Source organism: Herbidospora solisilvae (genome assembly GCF_009901565.1).
Classification (GTDB): domain Bacteria; phylum Actinomycetota; class Actinomycetes; order Streptosporangiales; family Streptosporangiaceae; genus Herbidospora; species Herbidospora solisilvae.
Genome location: NZ_WXEW01000007.1, coordinates 552054 through 571948, shown reverse-complemented (window position 1 = coordinate 571948; position 19895 = coordinate 552054). Strand labels below are relative to the sequence as shown.

General features: G+C 68.0%; 21 protein-coding genes, 2 tRNA genes and 1 rRNA gene. 10 read left to right on the top strand and 14 right to left on the bottom strand.

Going from position 1 to position 19895, the window contains the following annotated elements; genetic code table 11:
* The 7 genes from GT755_RS25850 to GT755_RS25820 all read right to left on the bottom strand — a co-directional run.
* Positions 1 to 129, bottom strand: a 16S ribosomal RNA gene (locus GT755_RS25850); the annotation flags it as partial.
* 434 nt (positions 130 to 563) lie between these two features.
* Positions 564 to 3146: a valine--tRNA ligase gene (locus GT755_RS25845; protein WP_407929420.1), complete on the bottom strand. Its 2583-nt coding sequence runs from the start codon at positions 3144 to 3146 to the stop codon at positions 564 to 566.
* Between the two features lie 48 nt (positions 3147 to 3194).
* Positions 3195 to 4472 carry an ATP-dependent Clp protease ATP-binding subunit ClpX gene (gene clpX, locus GT755_RS25840; protein ID WP_030456815.1) on the bottom strand — a complete coding sequence of 426 codons (1278 nt, stop codon included), beginning with the start codon at positions 4470 to 4472 and terminating at the stop codon, positions 3195 to 3197.
* Positions 4473 to 4670: 198 nt separating this feature from the next.
* Complete coding sequence (locus GT755_RS25835) at positions 4671 to 5315, bottom strand: ATP-dependent Clp protease proteolytic subunit (protein ID WP_161482189.1); 645 nt, start codon at positions 5313 to 5315, stop codon at positions 4671 to 4673.
* A gap of 11 nt (positions 5316 to 5326) precedes the next feature.
* Positions 5327 to 5971: a ClpP family protease gene (locus tag GT755_RS25830; protein ID WP_030456813.1), complete on the bottom strand. Its 645-nt coding sequence runs from the start codon at positions 5969 to 5971 to the stop codon at positions 5327 to 5329.
* 215 nt (positions 5972 to 6186) lie between these two features.
* The gene (gene tig / locus GT755_RS25825) at positions 6187 to 7566 is read right to left on the bottom strand and encodes a trigger factor (protein WP_161482188.1); all 1380 of its coding nucleotides are present in this window, start codon (positions 7564 to 7566) and stop codon (positions 6187 to 6189) included.
* A 173-nt stretch (positions 7567 to 7739) separates the two neighbouring features.
* Entirely contained in the window at positions 7740 to 8609 is an 870-nt protein-coding gene (locus GT755_RS25820; RefSeq protein WP_161482187.1) for a helix-turn-helix domain-containing protein, read from the bottom strand.
* A 312-nt stretch (positions 8610 to 8921) separates the two neighbouring features.
* Here GT755_RS25820 and GT755_RS25815 point away from each other — a divergent pair, with 312 nt between their 5' ends.
* Positions 8922 to 9341, top strand: a complete 420-nt coding sequence (locus GT755_RS25815; RefSeq protein ID WP_328794495.1) for an ATP-binding protein — start codon at positions 8922 to 8924, stop codon at positions 9339 to 9341.
* Positions 9342 to 9453: 112 nt separating this feature from the next.
* On the opposite strand, the gene GT755_RS25810 is transcribed toward GT755_RS25815, so the two are convergent.
* Genes GT755_RS25810 through GT755_RS25800 form a run of 3 tightly spaced genes read right to left on the bottom strand, consistent with a single transcriptional unit; the run spans position 9454 to position 11737 of the window.
* Positions 9454 to 10365: a GNAT family N-acetyltransferase gene (locus GT755_RS25810; RefSeq protein WP_202610475.1), complete on the bottom strand. Its 912-nt coding sequence runs from the start codon at positions 10363 to 10365 to the stop codon at positions 9454 to 9456.
* A complete protein-coding gene (locus GT755_RS25805) occupies positions 10362 to 11258 on the bottom strand; it encodes an SDR family oxidoreductase (RefSeq protein WP_161482186.1) in 897 nt (298 codons plus the stop codon). The genes GT755_RS25810 and GT755_RS25805 overlap by 4 nt, the downstream gene beginning before the upstream one ends.
* 32 nt (positions 11259 to 11290) lie before the next feature.
* Positions 11291 to 11737, bottom strand: a complete 447-nt coding sequence (locus tag GT755_RS25800; RefSeq protein WP_161482185.1) for a flavoprotein — start codon at positions 11735 to 11737, stop codon at positions 11291 to 11293.
* A 25-nt stretch (positions 11738 to 11762) separates the two neighbouring features.
* Here GT755_RS25800 and cutA point away from each other — a divergent pair, with 25 nt between their 5' ends.
* On the top strand, positions 11763 to 12083 hold the full coding sequence (gene cutA / locus GT755_RS25795; protein WP_161482184.1) for a divalent-cation tolerance protein CutA: 321 nt from the start codon (positions 11763 to 11765) through the stop codon (positions 12081 to 12083).
* A gap of 7 nt (positions 12084 to 12090) precedes the next feature.
* Here the strand turns inward: cutA and GT755_RS25790 are convergent, their stop codons facing one another.
* A complete protein-coding gene (locus GT755_RS25790) occupies positions 12091 to 12612 on the bottom strand; it encodes a hypothetical protein (RefSeq protein ID WP_161482183.1) in 522 nt (173 codons plus the stop codon).
* 107 nt (positions 12613 to 12719) lie between these two features.
* Between GT755_RS25790 and GT755_RS25785 the strand changes: the two genes are divergently transcribed.
* Positions 12720 to 13226, top strand: coding sequence for a hypothetical protein (locus GT755_RS25785; RefSeq protein ID WP_161482182.1), 507 nt, complete (start codon positions 12720 to 12722; stop codon positions 13224 to 13226).
* Between the two features lie 56 nt (positions 13227 to 13282).
* Here GT755_RS25785 and GT755_RS25780 read toward each other — a convergent pair.
* A tRNA-Gly gene (locus GT755_RS25780) sits at positions 13283 to 13353 on the bottom strand.
* Between the two features lie 90 nt (positions 13354 to 13443).
* Here GT755_RS25780 and GT755_RS25775 point away from each other — a divergent pair.
* Together GT755_RS25775 and GT755_RS25770 are read left to right on the top strand one after the other, a co-directional pair.
* A tRNA-Pro gene (locus GT755_RS25775) sits at positions 13444 to 13517 on the top strand.
* A gap of 227 nt (positions 13518 to 13744) precedes the next feature.
* Positions 13745 to 15481 (top strand): ATP-binding SpoIIE family protein phosphatase, encoded by a 1737-nt coding sequence (locus tag GT755_RS25770; protein ID WP_161482181.1) that lies wholly within the window; start codon positions 13745 to 13747, stop codon positions 15479 to 15481.
* Here GT755_RS25770 and GT755_RS25765 read toward each other — a convergent pair.
* Positions 15478 to 15894, bottom strand: a complete 417-nt coding sequence (locus tag GT755_RS25765; protein WP_137251404.1) for a DUF7144 family membrane protein — start codon at positions 15892 to 15894, stop codon at positions 15478 to 15480. The genes GT755_RS25770 and GT755_RS25765 overlap by 4 nt on opposite strands.
* A gap of 153 nt (positions 15895 to 16047) precedes the next feature.
* Here GT755_RS25765 and GT755_RS25760 point away from each other — a divergent pair, with 153 nt between their 5' ends.
* Genes GT755_RS25760 through GT755_RS25755 form a run of 3 tightly spaced genes read left to right on the top strand, consistent with a single transcriptional unit; the run spans position 16048 to position 17893 of the window.
* Positions 16048 to 16872, top strand: a complete 825-nt coding sequence (locus GT755_RS25760) for a chloride channel protein (protein WP_202610474.1) — start codon at positions 16048 to 16050, stop codon at positions 16870 to 16872.
* Positions 16797 to 17261 carry a chloride channel protein gene (locus GT755_RS38710; protein WP_328794498.1) on the top strand — a complete coding sequence of 155 codons (465 nt, stop codon included), beginning with the start codon at positions 16797 to 16799 and terminating at the stop codon, positions 17259 to 17261. The genes GT755_RS25760 and GT755_RS38710 overlap by 76 nt, the downstream gene beginning before the upstream one ends.
* Positions 17262 to 17320: 59 nt before the next feature.
* The gene (locus tag GT755_RS25755) at positions 17321 to 17893 is read left to right on the top strand and encodes a TIGR03086 family metal-binding protein (protein WP_161482180.1); all 573 of its coding nucleotides are present in this window, start codon (positions 17321 to 17323) and stop codon (positions 17891 to 17893) included.
* A gap of 12 nt (positions 17894 to 17905) precedes the next feature.
* On the opposite strand, the gene GT755_RS41620 is transcribed toward GT755_RS25755, so the two are convergent.
* Positions 17906 to 17983: a 50S ribosomal protein bL37 gene (locus GT755_RS41620; RefSeq protein ID WP_407929421.1), complete on the bottom strand. Its 78-nt coding sequence runs from the start codon at positions 17981 to 17983 to the stop codon at positions 17906 to 17908.
* Positions 17984 to 18081: 98 nt separating this feature from the next.
* Between GT755_RS41620 and GT755_RS25750 the strand changes: the two genes are divergently transcribed.
* Positions 18082 to 18858 (top strand): DeoR/GlpR family DNA-binding transcription regulator, encoded by a 777-nt coding sequence (locus GT755_RS25750; protein ID WP_161482179.1) that lies wholly within the window; start codon positions 18082 to 18084, stop codon positions 18856 to 18858.
* Positions 18855 to 19871 (top strand): galactose-1-phosphate uridylyltransferase, encoded by a 1017-nt coding sequence (locus GT755_RS25745; protein ID WP_161482178.1) that lies wholly within the window; start codon positions 18855 to 18857, stop codon positions 19869 to 19871. The genes GT755_RS25750 and GT755_RS25745 overlap by 4 nt, the downstream gene beginning before the upstream one ends.
* Positions 19872 to 19895 lie beyond the last annotated feature (24 nt).

The following is a 19895-nucleotide window of genomic DNA, read 5'->3' as shown; positions in this document are numbered from 1 at the left end:
GGGGCAGGTTACTCACGTGTTACTCACCCGTTCGCCGCTCGAGTACCCCGAAGGGCCTTTCCGCTCGACTTGCATGTGTTAAGCACGCCGCCAGCGTTCGTCCTGAGCCAGGATCAAACTCTCCAAAAGATGTCTTCAGAGAATTTTCCCGGCTGACATAATGTCAACCAAAGGAATCCGTCTAATAGACGGGGTTGTGCATCATGCACTGGCTTTTAGCACACTGTTGAGTTCTCAAGAAACGGACTTGCTTTTTTCTTTGTGTCTTTATCTTCGCAGCGCTTCCGGTTAGTGTCAAATTCGGTGATTCGACATTTTCCATTTCCCGCTGGAAGTGCTCCCTTTCGAGAGCAACCCGTCTAACTTACCCGAGCTCCGGGCGATGTCAAATCGCCCGGTTTTCCCGGAGGAAGTTGTTGGGGACGCCTTGGGGATCTGATCGCCCCGGCTCTTCCGAGTCCGGGCCGCGCCGTCCCGCTTGGCGTAACAAGAACATTAGCACCTCTGCGGGGATGCCGCGACCCACTTCGGCAACCCGGTAATCATTCCCTGGCCACGAAACCCTAAACCCGGGGCAACGAGGCAAGTTGAGCCTCCAGGCGGGCGATGTCCTCCACCGCCTGAGCTGCGCGGGCGCGCACCTTCGCCACCACGTCGTCGGGGGCCTTCGCCATGAACTGCTCGTTGCCGAGCTTGCCCGTGACCTGGGCCTGTTCCTTCTTCGCGACCGCGAGGTCCTTCTCCAGCCGCTTGCGCTCGGCCGCCACATCGATGGCGCCGGCAGTGTCGATCTCCACGGTGACCGTGCCCACGGCGAGGCGCGCGGTCGGCGTGAAACTCTCACCCGACGGGTCGAGCCTGAGAAGGGAGCGGATGGCGTCTTCGTGGGCGGCGACGGCCGTACCGGAAAGAGAGAGACGGGCCGCGACACGCTGGCCGGGCTTGAGACCCTGGTCGGAGCGGAAGCGCCGGACCTCGGTGACGAGATTCTGCACGGCCTCGATCTCCGACTCCGCCCCCGCGTCGGCGAACGCCGGATCGCTCACCGGCCAGGGCGCCACCACGATCGACTCGCGGCCGGTGACCGCGCGCCACAGTTCCTCGGTGACGAACGGGGTCAGCGGGTGGAGCAGGCGCAGCAACGCGTCGAAGACATGGCCCAGGACACGCTTGGTGTTCTCGGCGACCTGGCCGCCGCCGGCGATCTGGATCTTCGCGAGCTCCAGATACCAGTCGCAGACCTCGTCCCACGCGAAGTGGTAGAGCGAGTCGCTGATCTTGGCGAACTCGAAGTCGTCGAAGGCCGTGTCGACCAGCGCGGTCACCGACTGCAGGCGCGACAGGATCCAGCGGTCGGCCGCGGTCAGCTCCTCGGGCAGGCCGTCGCTGACGGCGCCGTTCATGAGAGCGAACCGGGTGGCGTTCCAGATCTTGTTGCAGAAGTTGCGGGAGCCGGCCGCCCAGTCTTCGCTGATCGCCACGTCGGAGCCGGGGTTGGCGCCGCGCAGCAGGGTGAAGCGGGTGGCGTCGGCGCCGTAGCGCTCGATCCAGTCGAGGGGGTCGATGACGTTGCCGAACGACTTCGACATCTTCTTGCCGAACTGGTCGCGGACCATGCCGTGCAGCGCGACGGTCTTGAACGGCGGCTGCCCGTCCATGGCGTAGAGGCCGAACATCATCATCCTGGCGACCCAGAAGAAGAGGATGTCGTAGCCGGTGACCAGGACGGTCGTCGGATAGAACTTCTTGAGGTCGTCGGTCGCGTCGGGCCAGCCGAGCGTGGAGAACGGCCACAGGCCCGAGGAGAACCAGGTGTCCAGGACGTCGGGGTCCTGCGTGTAGCCCTCGGGGATCTCGTCGTCGGGGCCGACGCAGACGACCTCGCCCTCGGGGCCGTACCAGACCGGGATGCGGTGGCCCCACCACAGCTGGCGCGAGATGCACCAGTCGTGCATGTCGTCGACCCAGTCGAAGTAGCGCTTGGCCAGCTCCGGCGGGTGGATGTGGGTGCGGCCGTCGCGGACGGCGTCGCCCGCGGCCTTGGCCAGCGGGGAGACGTTGACGAACCACTGCAGCGACAGGCGCGGCTCGACCACGGTCTTGCAGCGCGAGCAGTGGCCGACGCTGTGGAGGTAGGGGCGCTTCTCGGCGACGATCCGGCCTTCGGCGCGCAGCGCCGCGACGACCGCGGGGCGCGCCTCGAACCGGTCGAGGCCCTGGAAGGGCCCGTGGGCGGTGATGACGCCCCGCTCATCCATGATCGCCAGGGACGGCAGGTCGTGGCGGCGGCCGATCTCGAAGTCGTTGGGGTCGTGGGCCGGGGTGACCTTGACCGCGCCGGTGCCGAAGGCCGGGTCGACGTGGTCGTCGGCGACGATCGGGATGCGCCGGCCGGTCAGCGGCAGCTCGACCTCGCGGCCGATCAGGTGGGCGTAGCGCTCGTCGGCGGGGTGCACCGCGACGGCGGTGTCGCCGAGCATGGTCTCGGCGCGGGTGGTGGCCACGACGATCGCGTCGTCACCGTCGCCGTAGCGGATCGAGACGAGCTCGCCCTCGTCTTCCTGGTGTTCGACCTCGATGTCGGACAGTGCGGTGAGGCAGCGGGGGCACCAGTTGATGATGCGGTTGGCCCGGTAGATCAGGCCGTCGTCGAAGAGGCGCTTGAAGATCGTCTGGACGGCCCGCGACAGGCCCTCGTCCATCGTGAAGCGCTCACGGGACCAGTCGACCCCGTCGCCGAGCTTCTTCATCTGGCCGAGGATGCGGCCGCCCGACTCCTCTTTCCACTGCCAGACCCGGTCGATGAAGGCCTCGCGGCCGAGGTCGTGGCGGGAGAGGCCCTCCTTGGCCAGCTCGCGCTCGACGACGTTCTGCGTCGCGATTCCGGCGTGGTCCATGCCGGGCAGCCACAGGGTGGCGTTGCCCCGCATGCGGGCCCGGCGGGTCAGCGCGTCTTGGATCGAGTGGTCGAGGGCGTGGCCGACATGGAGCGAGCCGGTCACGTTGGGCGGCGGGAGGACGATGCTGTACGGCTCTCGCCCGTCTACCGCGCTCGCTCCGAAGTGACCGGCCGCTACCCAGCGCTCGTAGCTGGGGGCCTCGACATCGGCAGGGGCATACTGGGTCGGCAGTTCAGGCGTCGTCACGAGAGCCAATTCTAGAAGCTCCCACCGAGCGCCCCGGCCCACTATGTGTTATGCGGACTTCTCTCGCGGAGTGCGCTGCTGCTTCAGCTGATCGCGCGGGATCAGCGTCGGGTTGACGTGTTCGAGAACCGCCTCGCGGGTGATGACGACCCGAGCGACATCCTGTCGCGAGGGCACTTCGTACATCACCGAGAGGAGGACCTCCTCCAGGATGGCGCGCAGGCCGCGGGCGCCGGTGCCGCGCAGGATCGCCTGGTCGGCGATGGCCTCGAGCGCGTCGTCGGAGAACTCCAGCTCCACGTTGTCGAGCTCGAACAGCCGCCGGTACTGCTTGACCAGGGCGTTGCGGGGCTCGGTGAGGATCTGGATCAGGGCCTCGCGGTCGAGGTTATGGACGCTGGTGATGACCGGCAGACGGCCCACGAACTCGGGGATCATGCCGAACTTCAGCAGGTCTTCGGGCATCACGTCGCCGAAGATGTCGACCGAGTCGACCTCTTCCTTGGACCGGATGATGGCGTTGAAGCCGATGCCCTTCTTGCCCACCCGGGACTCGATGATCTTCTCGAGGCCCGCGAAGGCGCCACCGCAGATGAACAGCACGTTGGTGGTGTCGATCTGGATGAACTCCTGGTGGGGGTGCTTGCGGCCGCCCTGCGGAGGCACCGATGCGGTGGTGCCCTCCAGTATCTTCAGCAGCGCCTGCTGCACGCCCTCGCCGGAGACGTCGCGGGTGATCGACGGGTTCTCGCTCTTGCGGGCGATCTTGTCGACCTCGTCGATGTAGATGATGCCGGTCTCGGCCTTCTTGACGTCGTAGTCGGCGGCCTGGATCAGCTTCAGCAGGATGTTCTCGACGTCTTCGCCCACGTAGCCGGCCTCGGTGAGGGCGGTGGCGTCGGCGATGGCGAACGGCACGTTGAGCATCTTGGCCAGGGTCTGGGCCAGGAGCGTCTTGCCGGAGCCGGTGGGGCCGAGAAGCAGGATGTTGGACTTCGACAACTCGAGCCCGTCGTCACGGCCGCGCTCGCCGGACTGGACCCGCTTGTAGTGGTTGTAGACCGCGACGGAAAGGGCCTTCTTGGCCTTGTCCTGGCCGATCACGTAGGCGTCGAGGAACTCGTAGATCTCTCGAGGCTTGGGGAGGTTGTCCCACTTCAGCTCAGAGGACTCGGAGAGCTCCTCCTCGATGATCTCGTTGCAGAGCTCGATGCACTCATCGCAGATGTAGACGCCTGGTCCAGCGATGAGCTTCTTGACCTGCTTCTGGCTCTTGCCACAGAACGAGCATTTGAGCAGGTCTCCCCCGTCGCCGATGCGTGCCACCCCAGACTCTCCTTTGCGTGGGACCGCCCTGCTGCCGCGGTCCGGTCATTCGCGCCGGTCACTTCGGTGCGAAAACGTCATCCCGCTCAGGTTTCGACGTTACCGTCTTCCGGGCCCTCAGTGAGCCCCCTAGCGGTGAGTCGCACCGGAAGGTGCCCAATTGGGCACCGTTCCGGTGCACTTGCGACCTTCGATCTCTTACGAGGCGACGGCAGCCGTCTGGCGCTTGCGCGACGGAATGATGTCGTCGACGATTCCGTAGGCCTTGGCTTCGTCGGCGCTGAGGATCTTGTCGCGCTCGATGTCGCGACGGACCTCGGCCGCGTCCTTGCCGGTGTGCTTGGCCACGATCTGCTCCAGAAGGTCCCGCATACGCAGGATCTCACGAGCCTGGATCTCGATGTCGGACCCCTGGCCGCCGCCCTCGGTGGAGGGCTGGTGGATCAGGACCCGGGCGTTCGGCAGGGCGAAGCGCTTGCCGGGCGTGCCGCCCGCGAGCAGCACCGCCGCGGCCGAGGCCGCCTGGCCCAGGCACACGGTCTGGATCTCCGGCCGGACGAACTGCATCGTGTCGTAGATCGCCGTCATGGCCGTGAAGGACCCGCCGGGCGAGTTGATGTAGATGCTGATGTCACGGTCGGGGTCGAGCGACTCGAGTGTCAGAAGCTGCGCCATCACGTCGTTCGCCGAGGCGTCGTCGATCTGGACGCCGAGGAAGATGATGCGATCCTCGAACAGCTTGTTGTACGGGTTCATCTCCTTGACGCCGTAGGTCGTGCGCTCGACGAACGAAGGGATGATGTAGCGGCCGTTGATGTCACCCGGCCGAATCAGGTCACTCATGGACGCTCCCGTCATGAAACGGCGCCCTCGGAGGGCACCTGCCGCGCGCTGCGCACGACTTGGTCGATGAAGCCGTAGTCCTTGGCCTCGTCGGCCGTGAACCAGCGGTCGCGGTCGGAGTCGCGCTCGATCTGGTCGAGCGGCTGGCCGGTGTGGTGGGCGATGCGCTCGGCCAAGGTCTTCTTGACGTAGAGCATCTGCTCGGCCTGGATCGCGATGTCGGCGGCGGTGCCGCCGATGCCGCCCGAGGGCTGGTGCATCATGATCCGGGCGTGGGGCAGGGCGTAGCGCTTGCCGGGAGCGCCGGCGCACAGCAGGAACTGGCCCATGGAAGCGGCCAGGCCCATCGCCACCGTGCAGACGTCGTTCGGCACATACTCCATCATGTCGTAAATCGCCATGCCGGCCGTCACGGAACCGCCGGGAGAGTTGATGTACATCCAGATGTCCCGGTTGGGATCGTCGGCGGCGAGCAGGAGGAGCTCGGCGCAGAGCCGGTTGGCGACCTCGTCATTGACCTGAGTGCCGAGCACCACGATTCGCTCACGCAGCAGACGCTGGTAGAGCTGGTCTTCAAGCCGGGCGGGGCCGTTCTCTCTGCCACGCGACTCGGGCTCGAAGCCGATGGGCTGGAAGAAGGTCGGCGGGCTGGTCACAGCGTCACCTTCCGATGCGTCGTTATCGATTGGCTTTGCTCGACCCTAACGCGCGCCGCCCACAGCTCATGCCCCCTCACCCGGGTGTTCGCTGACGGCGCATGCTCCCCCACGCCCTGTTTGTACGGCTTTCGCCCACCCCATGACGTACCGAACACATGCCAATGGGCCCCCGGTGAGAACCGGGGGCCCAGAGGAACGGCGGTGAGTCGCGCCTACTCGGCGGAGGCGCCGGCCGGAGCCTGAGCGAGGCCCTCGGCCTCACCCTCGGGGTTGAGCTCGGCGTAGATCGCCTTGAGGTCGACCTCGTTGCCCTCGGAGTCGACGACCTTGGCGGCGTCGCCCACGACCGACTTGGCCTTCTCGCGGACGATCTCCATCATCGCGAGGGTCAGCTGGTCGTTGTCGGCGAGGTGCTGGGCCAGCGTGTTCGGCGCGACGCCCATCTGGGCGGCGCGGCGCACGACGAACTGGGTCAGCTCCTCTTCGCTGACGCCGATGTCCTCGGCCTTGACGATCTTGTCGAGGACGAAGCCCATCTTCAGCGCCCGGGCGGAGTTGGCGTCGAACTCGGCGAAGCGCTCCTCCTCGGTCGTCTGGTAGAGGCGGAAGTAGGCCTCGCGGCTCAGGCCGCTCTCGGCGATCTGGTGCTCGAGGTTGTGCTTGCGCGCGTCGACCTCGGCCTTGAGGGCGCTGTCGGGCAGCGGGATGTCGAGACCGCCGATGAGGGCGTCGACGGCCTTCTCGCGGGCCTGGACGACCTGCTCGATCAGCTTGTTGCGGCGGACCTGCTCGCGGATGCTGTTCTTGAGCTCGTCGAGCGTGTCGAACTCGGAGGCGAGCTGGGCGAACTCGTCGTCGAGCTCGGGGAGGACCTTCTCCTTGACCGACTTGACGTTGATGATCACGTCGGCCTCCTCGCCGGCGTTCTCACCGCCGACGAGCGTGGTGCGGAAGGTCTTCTCCTCGCCGGCCGACAGGCCTTCGAGCGCGGCGTCGAGGCCCTCGAGGACCGAACCGGCGCCGACCTCGTAGGAGACGTCGGCGGCCTGCTGCTCGTCGAGGTTGCGGCCGTCGATCTCGGCGCGCAGGTCCATCACGACGTAGTCGCCCTTGGTGGCCGGGCGCTCCACGCCGGTCAGCGTGGCGAAGCGCTGGCGCAGCGCGTCGAGCTGGGCGTCGATGTCACCGTCGGCGACGGTGGCGGCGTCGACCGTGACCTCGGTGCCCTCGTAGGAGGGCAGGTCGAAGGTGGGACGGACGTCGACCTCGGCGGTGAACTCCACCTGCTGGCCGTCGTCGATCCGGGTGACCTCGATCTCGGGCTGGCTCACCGGGAAGAGATCGACCTCGTCGACGGCGCGGCCGTAGAGGCCGGGCAGCGCGTCGTTCAGGGTCTCCTCGAGCACGACCGCGCGGCCGAAGCGCTGCTCGATGATCCGGGCCGGAACCTTGCCGGGGCGGAAGCCGGGGACGCGCACCTGCTGCGCGACCTTCTTGTAGGCGGCCTTCAGGCTCGGCTCGAGCTCCTCGAACGGCACCTCGACGGTGAGCTTCACCCGAGTGGGGCTGAGCTCCTCGACAGCGGTCTTCACGGGGTGGTCTCCTAAATAACAGCATCTGGTGATCGCGGGCGCGTCATGCACAGCTACCGCGGCACGTTACGCGCACCGCGCCCACGAAGAGGGCACATGGGCATGCTCCACTGCGGCGGGGTGTCCAGCGCCAAACTTCAGTCTAGAGCAGAGCAGCCCCCGCGAGTGACGCGTCAGAGCTCGCGCGAGATCTTTCTCAGGATGTCGACGGTCTCGGACGGGGTGGTGGAGACCGCGCACAGCCGCTCCATCACCTCGCTGTACCTGTCGACCTCATCGCGTTTGTCGAGATAGAGGGCGCTGCCGAGCTGCTCGACGTAGACGATGTCGGGGAGCTCCGCCTCGGGGAAGCGCAGGATGCTGAACGCACCGCCCTCCGCGGCGTGTCCGCCGAAGTGGAAGGGCATCACTTGGATCGTGACATTCCCCTGGTCCATGAGCTCGACCAGGTGCTGGATCTGCCCCCGCATCACGTCGACGCCGCCGATCGGGCGGCGCAGCGCCGCCTCGTCGATCACCGCCCAGAAGGTGGGCGGGGTGGTGCGTTCGAGGACCTGGCGCTGGCGTTCGAGCCGCAGGTCGACCCGCCGGGCGATCTCCTCGGGCGCCGAGCCGACCGCGCCGGCCGTGATGACCGCGCGGGCGTACTCCTTGGTCTGCAGGAGGCCCGGGACGAACTGGACCTCGTAGGTCCGGATGCGGGCGGCCGCCTCTTCGAGGCCGACGTAGGCCTGGAACCAGCCGGGCAGCACGTCGCTGAAACGGTGCCACCAGCCGGGCTCGTTGGCCTGCTTGACCAGTTCGAGGATGGGCTTGCGGGCGGCCGCGTCGGCCACGCCGTACATGGTGAGGAGGTCTTCGACGTCGCGTTCGCGGAAGCTGACGCGGCCGAGCTCCATGCGGCTGATCTTCGACTCGGAGCCGCGGATCAGGTGTCCGGCCTCGAAGCGCGAGATGCCGCGTTCTTCCCGGAGTTTGCGCAGCTGGGTGCCGAGGAGGATGCGCAGCGCCGTGGGACCTTGTCCCGGCTGGGTACGTGTCACGGCGCCTCCCTCTCTGCTCGACTCGCCGGAGAAGGTCGAGCCGACACCCCCAGCCCACACAGTGTCACCACTTCCGGCCAGGAAGACAAGGCTTGAACCCCCCGTCCATTTCACAATCGCTCAACGGTTTGGGCAAGTGCACAAGGCGCTTGCACGTGCATTTGGGTCTTGCAGGGGGCGGGCCCTTGTCCCATGATGGCCTAGTGCATATTGGGCCAAAGGTGCACTAGTTCTCAAATCTGGCGATCGGGAGGTGCGGGCAGGATGTTGGATAATCCCATATCCGCCCGCGATGTCGGGGTGGAGCGCCTGGTGCGCACCGCCCCCGAGTCCGACGCCACGACCTGCCCGTTACGCCCCCTGGCGGATTCGGTCAAGACCGCACGCGATGTTACGCGATCCACGCTGCAGGGTTGGGGACTTTCGGAACTCACCGACGACGCGACCCTGGTCGTTTCGGAGCTGGTGACCAACGCCGTTCGTTACGCTCTGTATCCGAAAGCGGCGTCGACCGACCACCCGATCACCCTCATGCTGGTTCGGCTGGCTCCCCACGTGATACTCGCCGTGGCCGACCCGAGCGACGAGGTGCCCACCCGCAAGGAGCCTGACTTCGTCTCGGAGAACGGGCGCGGGCTCTACATCGTGGAGACCTACAGTCAGGCGTGGGGCTGGGACCCGCTCGACGAGGGCGGCAAGGCTGTCTGGGCGATGTTCCGCACCGAGGCCTGACCTTTTCTTTGGTTACGGCTCCTTCTTTTCGGTTACGGCTCCCCCGCTCACAGAGCATCCGGCGCCGACCGGCCGCTCGGGCGCTCCGTGACGGCCGGTCTGGCCGAAAGTTTCAGTTCTCCAGCACGTAGAGGACGAAGCCGTCGTCGTTGACGGTCGTCCGGGTGAAGCCCAGCTTCTCCAGCAGACGCACCGACGCCGTGTTGCCCCCGTGGGGGTCGGCGTAGAGAGGGCGCACCTTCTCCTTCTCCAGGAACAGGGTCAGCGCGCGGGTGCCGATGCCGCCTCCCCAGAACTCCCGGCCCAGCCAGTAACCCAGGTAGCGGTGGTCGCCCTGCCACCAGGCCACGACGTTGCCGGCGATCTGCCCGCCCACCTCAACGGTCTGCACGTGGCAGGTCTCGTCGGGCAGGATGTTCTGGCGCCAGTGGTTCAGGAACCTCTCCCGCTCGCGGGCCGGGAAGCGGGAGCGGCGGGTGGCCTCGGGGTCCTGCTCCTGGGTGTGGAAGACCTCCAGGTCGGAGTCTCTGACATCTCTCAGGTGAACGTGCATCCGCAGGCGCGCGAGGTCGGACACGTCTTTATCCCTCCGGGGCAGGCCGGGCACCCAGACCGGCATCATTTCCTTGATCTCGATCTGCGCGGCCACGTTGACGACCGGGCAGCTCAGGCCGTCGAGACGGCCCATGGGGGCGTCGAGCAGGCCGTCGGGCCAGCGCTCTCCTTTATATGGGCCGCCCGCGACGGTCAGGTCGGGGGCCAGCAGGGCGAAGCTGACCTCGACCCCCTCACGCGTGAAGTCGCGCTGCTGGTCGCGCGGCGGCCCCGGTTGCGGGACGAACCCCCGCGCGAGCAGAGCTTCTTCGAGCCGGTCGGCGTCGTCGGACCAGGCGAACCAGTCGATGTCGACGTGGTCGCGGGTCACCTCGCCCAGGGTGAAATCCATCGCCCAGCCGCCGCGCAGCCAGACGTCGAGACCCATTCCGGCGATCTCGGCGATCGCCGTCAACTGGCGATCTCTCACCGGTAGCCCGTGGTGTCGGCCGGCTTCCCGGCGTCCTGGACCTCCACGATGTAACGCCAGGCGTCGGGACGGCTGCCGTCGACGTCGGTGAAGCCGTAGACCTGGGCGAGCCCGCCGCTCGACAACGACTGGCCGTTCCAGCGCGCCCGGTCGGGGTCGCCGGCCAGCGCCGCGACGGCCCGGCCGACGAAGGCGGGCGACTCGGAGATCGCGAAGTGGGGTTCGTTCTCGACCGCGTCGCGCCAGTTCTCCTCGGTGACGCCGAAGTGGTCGAGCATCAGCTCCGACCGCAGCCATCCGGGCGTCAGCGCCACGGCGGTGGCCCCGCGCGGCCCGAGCTCCTTGGACAGGCCGAACGCCATGCGCACTACCGAGCTCTTCACCAGGTCGTAGAAGAAGGTGACGCGGTAGTTGGCGGCGTTGTAGTCGGCGGTGCCGTCGGTCATCTCGACGACCAGCCCGCCTTCGTGCCTGAGCAGCAGCGGCAGGGCGTAGTGGCTGGTGATGATGTGGGTGTCGATGGCCAGGCGGAGCATGTGCATGCCGTCGTCGAGGTCGTGCTCCCAGAGCGGCTTGTCCCAGCTGAACAGGTTCTCGCCGCCCCAGATGTTGTTGACCAGGACGTCGAGCCGCCCCTGCTCCCGGTCGATGCGCTCGACCAGTGCCCTGACCTGGTCTCGGTCGAGGTGGTCGGCCGGGACGGCGATGCCATGGCCGCCCGCCCGGGTGACCAGCTCGGCGGTCTCCTCGATGGTCTCGGGCCGCCGGTATTCCGACTGCCGGTCACGGGTGGTGCGGCCGGTGACGTAGACGGTCGCCCCGATCGCCCCCAGCTCGGCGGCGATCCCTCTTCCGGCTCCGCGGGTCGCGCCCGCGACGAGTGCGATGGTCATGGCCGCCAGTCTGCCGGTCGCCACCGACAGAATTACGCCAGCGCCTCCCGCCAGGACGCCGCGAAGGTGACACCTTCTTCCTCCAGCGCGGCCACGGCCGCCCGGTAGGGGGCGCGGCCGGCCAGGGCGTCGTTGACGAACGGCACCAGCGTCACCGGGATGCCCAGGCCAGGGGCCTCGGCCAGCAGCCCCAGGGCATAGGTGTCGGTGATGCCGAGCGCGAACTTGTTGACGGTGTTGAAGGTGGCCGGATAGACGAGGATCGCGTCGGCCCGCGGCGGCTTGGGTTCGCTGGGGTGCCGGTAGTTCACCCGCACCCTTCTCCCGGTACGCCGCTCCAGATCGGCCTCGTCGATGAAGTCGACCGCCTTGGGGGTGGCGACGATCTGGACCGTCCACGATCGCGACCGCGCCTCGGCGATCAGCTCGGGCAGGTCCCGCACCGGCCCGGCGGCGCAGACGATCACGTAGAGGTCCATGGGTCTCCCGGGTTAGCGTGCAGGCATGTCTGACCATATTGAGGTGCGCGTGACGGCCGGATCACCCGAGGAGGCCGACCGGTTGGCCGGCACGGTGGTCGGTCGTCGCCTCGCCGCCTGCGCCCAGATCGTCGGGCCGATCGCCTCCGTCTACTGGTGGGACGGTGAGGTCAACCGGTCGCAGGAGTGGCTCGTGCTGTTCAAGACGACGGCGGAGCGGTTCGGTGACCTGTCGGGGTGTGTGCGGGAGGTGCACTCCTACGACGTGCCGGAGATCATCGCGGTGCCGGTCGCCATGGGGACGGGCGACTACCTGAGCTGGATCGACCGGGAGACGAACCTCTGATCAGAGCTCACCTGGGGCTGCACCAGTAGGCGAGCTGGCCGCTCGCGCTCTGGACCACGCGGGGCTCCGACTCCTCCTGGGGCCAGATCTGCAGCAGATAGCGGTCGATGATCTCCTGGGAGGTGTCGGCTTCGGCGGCCGCGTCCATGTTCTGAGCGTGGTAGCGCAGCCGATACCAGCCCGGTCCGGCCGGGAGCTCGGGGATCTCGTGCACCTCACTGCCGCCCCACTCGTCGAGGGTGACCTGTCCGGCCTCGGACTCGAAGCTGATCTCCACGATGTCCTCGTACGCGTCGGTGTCCGCTCCCGGGTCGTGGTCGGCCACCATCACCGAGAAACCGACGGTGCCGGTGTGGAGACCGGTGATCAGGAAGGCGTTCCCGTCTTCCACTCTGATGATCCCCACAGGATGCGCAGGGTGGTCATCGAGCAAATCTTCGGGGCCCATGGCGTCGTCGGTGGCGTCGACGAGGTAGGCCTGCCCGTAGTGGACGCCGAGATCGAACGAGACGGTCGTGGTGGTGGTCATGGCAGCGGAGCCTACGATCAAGGACTGACATTTCCCATTTGTGCCAGACGCTTCCGCGACCGTGAATCGCGTTGACCCGGCCGACGGCAATTCGACATATTGTCGCAATGCACTCATTACGTCCTCTCGCAGGAGCGGTCCTCACCGCTGTTCTGCTGACCGGTTATGCCGCCCCGGCCGGCGCCTCCGTCCAGGAGTCGGCCGCGGTCTCCCTGGCGCCGTCGGCGGCGCGGCCGGGCAACGGCAAGGTCCTCTACGACCGCATCAGCGGCGGGGAGGGCGTCCTGAAGATCAAGAACGGCACCGCCAAGGACGGGGTCGTCACGCTGGTCCGGGGCAAGAAGAAGGCGTTCAGCCTCTACGTCCGCGCGAAGTCGACCGCGAGCTTCAAAAAGGTCGACGACGGCTCCTACACCGTCTACTTCACCACCGGTTACCGGTTCAGCAGCTCCAAGCGCAAGTTCACCAAGAGCGCCTCCTACCAGCGCTTCAACGACCGGCTGAGGTTCACCACCACCGCGACCCAGTCGACCATCTGGACGCTCACCCTCAACCCCGTCAAGGGCGGCAACGCCCGCACGAGCGGCGTCAACCCGAAGGACTTCCCGGCGTGATCCGGTATGACGAAGGCCAGGCACCCCACCGGGGTGACCTGGCCTTTCACGTTGAGAGCGGACGACGGGAATCGAACCCGCGTAGCCAGTTTGGAAGACTGGGGCTCTACCATTGAGCTACGTCCGCGCGCGCCGGTCGGCATCTGGTCTAGACTTCATCCGGCCGTCAAAGCGTAAGCGTACCGGAGATCTCGGGGCGTCGGCGCCAGGCGGCTCACGGGGTGTGGCGCAGCTTGGTAGCGCACCTGCTTTGGGAGCAGGGGGCCGCAGGTTCAAATCCTGTCACCCCGACACAGTCTGTCGGTTGCGGTCGAAAGGTAATAATTCCCGTCCGCAACCCCCTCGCCCGGTGTCGGGCATCGCGTCGTAAACACCGACGAACACTGCCTTTCCGTGCCGATGACCCGGCTTCTTGAGGATCAATGCGGCCTTGACCCTGCAATCCACCGCGTAAAGCGCCGTACAGTCTGGGAAAAGGCATGAAATGCCGTGGTTGTCCTCCCTACGATGCGGAAGAGATGAACCGGAACAGCGTGATCAAGACGCCGGCGCCGGGTGACCGGCTCGAATGGCGGCAGGCCTCGGCGGCCTCCGCTCAGGAGCGACTGGCCTATCTCAACGAGGCCAGCCGTCGCATCGGGACGACCCTCGATCTGGGCGAGACCAGCCGGGAGCTGATGGACATCGCGGTCCCGCGGTTCGCCGACACCTCGGCGATCATGGTGCAGGATCGGCTCGTCATCGACGGGGAGTTCCCGTCGCGGCCGGTCGACGGCACCGCGCTCGTGCGGCGGGTGGCCATCGGGGTGGCGGAGGCCGATCCGACCGAGTGGGTCGAGGCCTTTCCGATCAACGAGGTCACGGTCTACTCGGCGCAGCTGCCGCAGGCGCAGTGCATGTCGACCGGGAATCCGATCATGTATCCGGAGCTGGACGAGCACACCGCGGAGCTGATCGGGGCCAGCCTCGACCGTGAGGTGGTGGCCAAGCTCCTGGTGGGCGGGTCGTTCATCGCCGTGCCGCTGAAGGCGCGGGGGCGGGTGCTCGGGTGCGCGATCTTCAGCCGGAACCCCGGCGGGTCGCCGTTCGAGGAGGAGGACGTCGCGGTCGCCGAGGAGCTGGCCGCGCGGACCGCCGTCTGCATAGACAACGCGCGCCTGTACGCCCGCGAGCGGCGCACCGCCCTCACGCTGCAGAGCAGCCTGCTCCCGGCCGACCTGCACCAGCCGCTGGGCATGGAGATCGCCTCCCGCTACCTGCCGGCCAGCGATCTCATGGGGGTCGGCGGCGACTGGTTCGACGTCATCCCCCTTCCCGGGTGCCGGGCGGCGCTCGTGGTGGGCGATGTCATGGGGCACGGGACCCGGGCCGCGGCCACGATGGGGCAGCTCCGGACCGCCGCGCGCACGCTGGCGTCCCTCGACCTGCCGCCCGACGAGGTGCTGTTCCGGCTCAACCGGATGAGCCAGGACCTCGATCCGACCCAGATCGCCACGGCGGTCTACGCGACCTACGACCCGGTGACCCGGACCTGCGCGCTGGCGCGGGCGGGGCATGTTCCGCCGGTTCTGATCCATCCCGACGGTCGTACCGAGATCATCGAGCTGCCCTCGGGGCTGCCGCTGGGGATCGGGAACGACCCGCTGGAGACGGTGGAGATGGTGCTGCCGTCCGGGGGGATCCTCGCCTTCTACACCGACGGCCTGGTGGAGAGCCGGGCCAGAGACATCGACCTGGGGATCATGGCGCTGCGCCGGCTGCTGTCGGCGCCCGACCAGGATCTGGAGGAGATGTGCGACGTGACCATCAACAGTCAGCGACCCGGGCACGAGCGCGACGACATCGCGCTGCTGCTTGCCCGGGTCCATGAACTCGCGCCCGACGAGATCGCCTCCTGCTCGCTGCCGGCCGATCCCCGCTTCGTCAGTCACGCCCGGCGGTTCGTCCGGGCGACGCTGGCGGAATGGGGGCTCGGCGCCGTCCGTGACACCACCGAGCTGGTCGTCAGTGAGCTGGTGACCAACGCGCTCAAGCACGGCTGGCCGCCGATCGAGCTGAGGTTGCTGAGGGGCCGGGGCAGAACCCTCGTCTGCGAGGTCGCCGACGGCTCGCCCACCGTCCCGGCGCTGCGCACTCCGACTTCGGAGGACGACACCGGGCGCGGGCTGCAGCTCATCAAGCGGCTCACCTACCGGTGGGGCACTCGCCCGACCCCTCTCGGGAAGATCGTCTGGGTGGAACAGCGGCTCCCCTAGGCGATACTGCCGCGCGGCGGCACCACCAGGCCGTAGATCACGACCACGGCCAGCGCGACGACGATGAGGGACCAGATCGGGAACGCCCCGGCGTAGGCGAACTGGCCCAGGATGACCAGTGCCGCCAGGACGATGCCCAGCATGCGGGCCCACATCGCTCCTTGGAGGATGCCCACGCCCGCGATCACCATGAGGACCCCGGCGACCAGCCAGATGATGCCCCACGCGGTGAGGTTGAAGATCAGCACGCCGGATGAACCGACCACGAGGTAGTGGCTCTTCAAGATCGCGGCGAACCCGCCGACGATGTTGAGCAGCCCCACCACGATGCCGAGGATCCCGGCGAAGCGCAGCCAGTTGGAGGGGTGCGGCAGTCGTCCGCCCGAAGTGGGTGTCGTGGATGCGGTGGTCAACGCGACCAGCTCCTTCCTCGTCGACTAGCAATTGCCACCATAACCACATAAACCGCCACAAATGCCTCACATGGCGCACTATTGGTGATGCGAGGCTTTCTTTTGAGAACTCCACGGGTATTCCAAGTGCATTGAGGCCGGGGGGACACGCCAATGCCGAGGGCGACGTGGATCAGGCTGCTGGCATTGGTTTTGCCCGCATTGGTGGTGGGAGTCGGTTCGAGTCTCATCCTGTTCGGCGTCACCGCACTTGCCGAATGGTTGGAGCGCCTGATCTGGCCGTCGTTCGAGTGGTGGCGCATTCTGCTCGTCCTCACCCTGGCGGGAACCGTCACGGGGCTGCTGATCTGGCGGTTTCCGGGGCACGCCGGGCCCGACCCGGCCACCGAGGGGCTGGTGGCGCCGCCGATGCCGCCCCGGGTGCTGCCGGGGGTGCTGCTGGCGGTGATCGTCACCCTTTCCTGCGGGGTGAGCCTGGGGCCGGAGAACCCCATCACCGCCGTCAACGTGGCCCTCGCCTTCGCCGCGGGCCGGAGACTGTTCCCGCACGTCGACGGCGTGGTCTGGGTGGGGATCGGCGCGGCCGGGACCGTCGGCGCCCTGTTCGGCACGCCGCTCGCCGCCGCGCTGCTCATGTCGGAGCTGCCGCTGGGCAGACCGGAGACGCCGCTGTGGGACAGACTCTTCGCGCCGCTGCTGGCGGCCTCCGCGGGGGCGCTGACCACGGTGGCCCTCTCCGGCCGGACGCTGTATATGAAGGTGCCCGGCTACCCCGGGTTCCGGCTCGCCGACCTGGTCTCGGGGCCGGTCGTCGCGCTCGTCGGCGCGGGCCTGGGCTGCTGGTGGTCTATGCGTTTCCGTACGCCCATGCGGCCTTCCACCGCATCCCCCATCCGGTGCTCATGGTCACGGCGGGCGGGGCCGTCCTCGGCGGCCTGGGGATCATCGGGGGCGAGGTGTCCATGTTCAAGGGGCTGACGCAGGCCGGTGAGCTGCTGCGCGGCCACGCCGCCACCGGGACGGTGATCCTGGTGCTCCTGGTCAAGCTGGTCGCGCTGACCGTGGCGGCGGCCTGTGGGTTCCGGGGCGGACGCATCTTCCCGGCCGTGTTCATGGGGATCGCCCTGGGCGTGGCGGCCAACGCGCTGGTTCCGGCGGTGCCGCCGGCCCTGGCGCTGACCGCGGGGGTGCTGGGGTTCGTGCTGGCGATCACTCAGCACGGCTGGCTGAGCCTGTTCATCTCCGTGGCCGTCGTCGGGGACACGGCGCTGATTCCCGTGGCGTGCGTGACGATTCTGCCCGCGTGGTTGCTGGTGACGGGCAAGAAACAGATGGTCGTCCCAGCGCACATGCCAGGAATGCCCTAAATTGTCACTTTGGTCCGGAGCCCCATGACGTGGGCTCGCGTTCGGGTTACCGTCGAATTGTGACAATCGGAATCGAGGACGCCTACCGCCGGGCCCTGGACGCCTTCGGTATGCGCGTCCACCTCATCAAGCCCGGCCAGTGGGACCTCCCGACGCCGTGTGTCGACTGGGACGTGCACGCCCTGGTGAACCACCTGGTGTACGAGTCTCTCTGGGCGCCCGAACTGCTCGCCGGCCGCAGCCCGGCCGAGATCGGCGACGTCTTCGACGGCGACCTCATCGGCGACGACGCCGTCAAGGCGTTCGACTTCGCCGCGCACGCCGCCGTGACCGCCGCCTCGGCGGAGGGCGTGCTCGACCGCACCGTGCATCTGTCGTTCGGAGACGTGCCGGGACGCGAGTACGTCACCGAGCTATTCGCCGACGCCCTGATCCACACGTGGGACCTGTCGAACGCCATCGGCGTGGCCGACCGGCTCGACCCGGAGCTCGTCTCGCTCTGCGCCGACTGGTTCGCCGGCTGCGAGGAGGGTTACCGCAGCTCGGGCATCATCGGCGGGCACGTGCCGGTGCCGGCGAACGCCGACGCGCAGACGCGGCTGCTGGCCGCCTGGGGACGCCGGGCCTCCTGACCGGGCCCCTGGCTAACGGCCCGTGGGCCGCTTGCCGTGGTTGGCCTTCTTCTTGCGGCGGGCCTTGGACTTGCGCTGTCGTTTACCCATTGGCCCACTGTGCGCCTCGTGGGGGCACCTGTCCACCTCCCATGTTCCAACATTTTCTATGCGATGATTTGTTGGAACATGTTTGAGAGGGGGAGCTGATGCTGGCCCAGCAGAGGCAACAGGCGATCCTCGAACGGGTCCGGCGCACGGGCGGGGTGCGGGTCGCCGACCTCGTCCGCGACCTGGGCGTCTCCGACATGACGATCCGCCGCGACCTCGAGGCGCTGGCCGATCGGGGCCTGATCGAGAAGGTGCACGGCGGCGCCACCGTCGCCGGGCCGGGGTCGACCGAGGAGCCCGGGTTCGCCGCCAAGTCGGTGCGGCAGCAGCCCGAGAAGGAGGCCATCGCCCGCGCCGCCGCCCCCCTGGTCCGGCCGGGCAGCGCGGTCGCCCTGTCGGCCGGCACCACGACCTGGACCTTCGCCCACCACCTCGTCGACGTGCCCGACCTGACCCTCATCACCAACTCGGTCCGGGTGGCCGAGGTGTTCCACCGGTCCGGGCGGCCCGGCCAGACGGTCGTGCTGGTGGGAGGAGTGCGCACGCCGTCCGACGCCCTCGTCGGGCCGATCGCGGTGCAGGCGATCAGGTCGCTCAACGTCGACACACTCGTCCTCGGGGTGCACGGCATGAACGCGCGGGCCGGGTTCACCACCCCCAACCTGCTGGAGGCCGAGACCGACCGCGAGCTGGTGGCCGCCGCGCAGCAGCTCGTGGTGCTGGCCGACCACACCAAGTGGGGCACCGTCGGCATCTCCACCATCGCCCGGCTCGACCGGGCCGATGTTCTCGTCACCGATTCCGGCCTGGACAAGGAGGCGCGCGACGAACTGGCCGGCCACGTCGGCGAGCTGATCGTCGCCGAACCCGCATGAACCGCCATCTGACCCACCTGGCCGACGGCCGGGAGCTCATCTACTTCGACCTCCACGAACGCGACCACTCCGCCAAGGACCTGCGCGACCTGCCGCCCCGGCCCGACCCCTCGGAGCTGCGGCACGACCCGGTGCTCGACGAATGGGTGGCCGTCGCCGGCCACCGGCAGACCCGCACCCATCTCCCCCCGCCCGAGGAGTGCCCCCTCTGCCCCGGCCGCCCCTGGTCGGAGATCCCCTCGGCCTACGACGTGGCCGTGTTCGAGAACCGGTTCCCCTCGTTCAGCGGGCCCATCGGGCGCTGCGAGGTGGCCTGCTTCACCGACGACCACGACGCCTCGTTCGCCGGCCTGAGCGCCGAGCGGGCCGGGCTGGTGATGGACGCCTGGGTCGACCGCACCCGCGAGCTGTCCGCGCTCGACGGGGTGGAGCAGGTCTTCTGCTTCGAGAACCGGGGCGCCGAAATCGGCATCACTCTCCCCCATCCGCACGGGCAGATCTATGCGTATCCCTATGTGACACCCCGCACCCAGCGGATGCTCACCGTCGCCCGGCCCGGCTCGCTCGCGGCCGTGGTGGCGGAGGAGCGTGCCGGGGAGCGGGTGGTCGCCGCGAACGATCACTGGACGGCCTTCGTGCCGAGGGCCGCCCGCTATCCGTTCGAGGTGCACCTCTATCCCCACCGGCAGGCGCCCGACCTGCCCTCGCTCACTCCCGAGGAGCGGGCGGCGTTCGGGCCGCTCTACACCGGGGTGCTGCGGGCTCTCGACGGGTTGTTCGGGGTCCGTATGCCGTATGTGGCCGCCTGGCACCAGGCGCCGGTTCGCTGGCGAAGGGAGGTGGCGTACGTGCACATGGAGCTCTTCAGCATCAGGAGGGCGCCGGAGAAGCTGAAGTACCTGGCAGGTAGCGAATCCGGTATGGGAGCGTTCGTCAACGACGTGCGGCCCGAGGAGGCGGCCTCTATGCTCAGGGCTGCATCGGGAAAGATGGGGCGCCAGATCACGGATTGATCTCCGTATGGTCGCAACTTTAAG

Coding starts and splice junctions, on each gene's coding strand:
- GT755_RS25760 (WP_202610474.1), top strand. CDS start 16,048: ATGCCGAGGGCGACGTGGATCAGGCTGCTGGCATTGGTTTTGCCCGCA.
- GT755_RS25770 (WP_161482181.1), top strand. CDS start 13,745: ATGAACCGGAACAGCGTGATCAAGACGCCGGCGCCGGGTGACCGGCTC.
- GT755_RS25835 (WP_161482189.1), bottom strand. CDS start 5,315: ATGAGTGACCTGATTCGGCCGGGTGACATCAACGGCCGCTACATCATC.
- GT755_RS25790 (WP_161482183.1), bottom strand. CDS start 12,612: ATGACCACCACCACGACCGTCTCGTTCGATCTCGGCGTCCACTACGGG.
- GT755_RS25785 (WP_161482182.1), top strand. CDS start 12,720: ATGCACTCATTACGTCCTCTCGCAGGAGCGGTCCTCACCGCTGTTCTG.
- GT755_RS25750 (WP_161482179.1), top strand. CDS start 18,082: ATGCTGGCCCAGCAGAGGCAACAGGCGATCCTCGAACGGGTCCGGCGC.
- GT755_RS41620 (WP_407929421.1), bottom strand. CDS start 17,983: ATGGGTAAACGACAGCGCAAGTCCAAGGCCCGCCGCAAGAAGAAGGCC.
- GT755_RS25805 (WP_161482186.1), bottom strand. CDS start 11,258: ATGACCATCGCACTCGTCGCGGGCGCGACCCGCGGAGCCGGAAGAGGG.
- GT755_RS38710 (WP_328794498.1), top strand. CDS start 16,797: ATGGTCACGGCGGGCGGGGCCGTCCTCGGCGGCCTGGGGATCATCGGG.
- GT755_RS25800 (WP_161482185.1), bottom strand. CDS start 11,737: ATGGACCTCTACGTGATCGTCTGCGCCGCCGGGCCGGTGCGGGACCTG.
- cutA (WP_161482184.1), top strand. CDS start 11,763: ATGTCTGACCATATTGAGGTGCGCGTGACGGCCGGATCACCCGAGGAG.
- GT755_RS25745 (WP_161482178.1), top strand. CDS start 18,855: ATGAACCGCCATCTGACCCACCTGGCCGACGGCCGGGAGCTCATCTAC.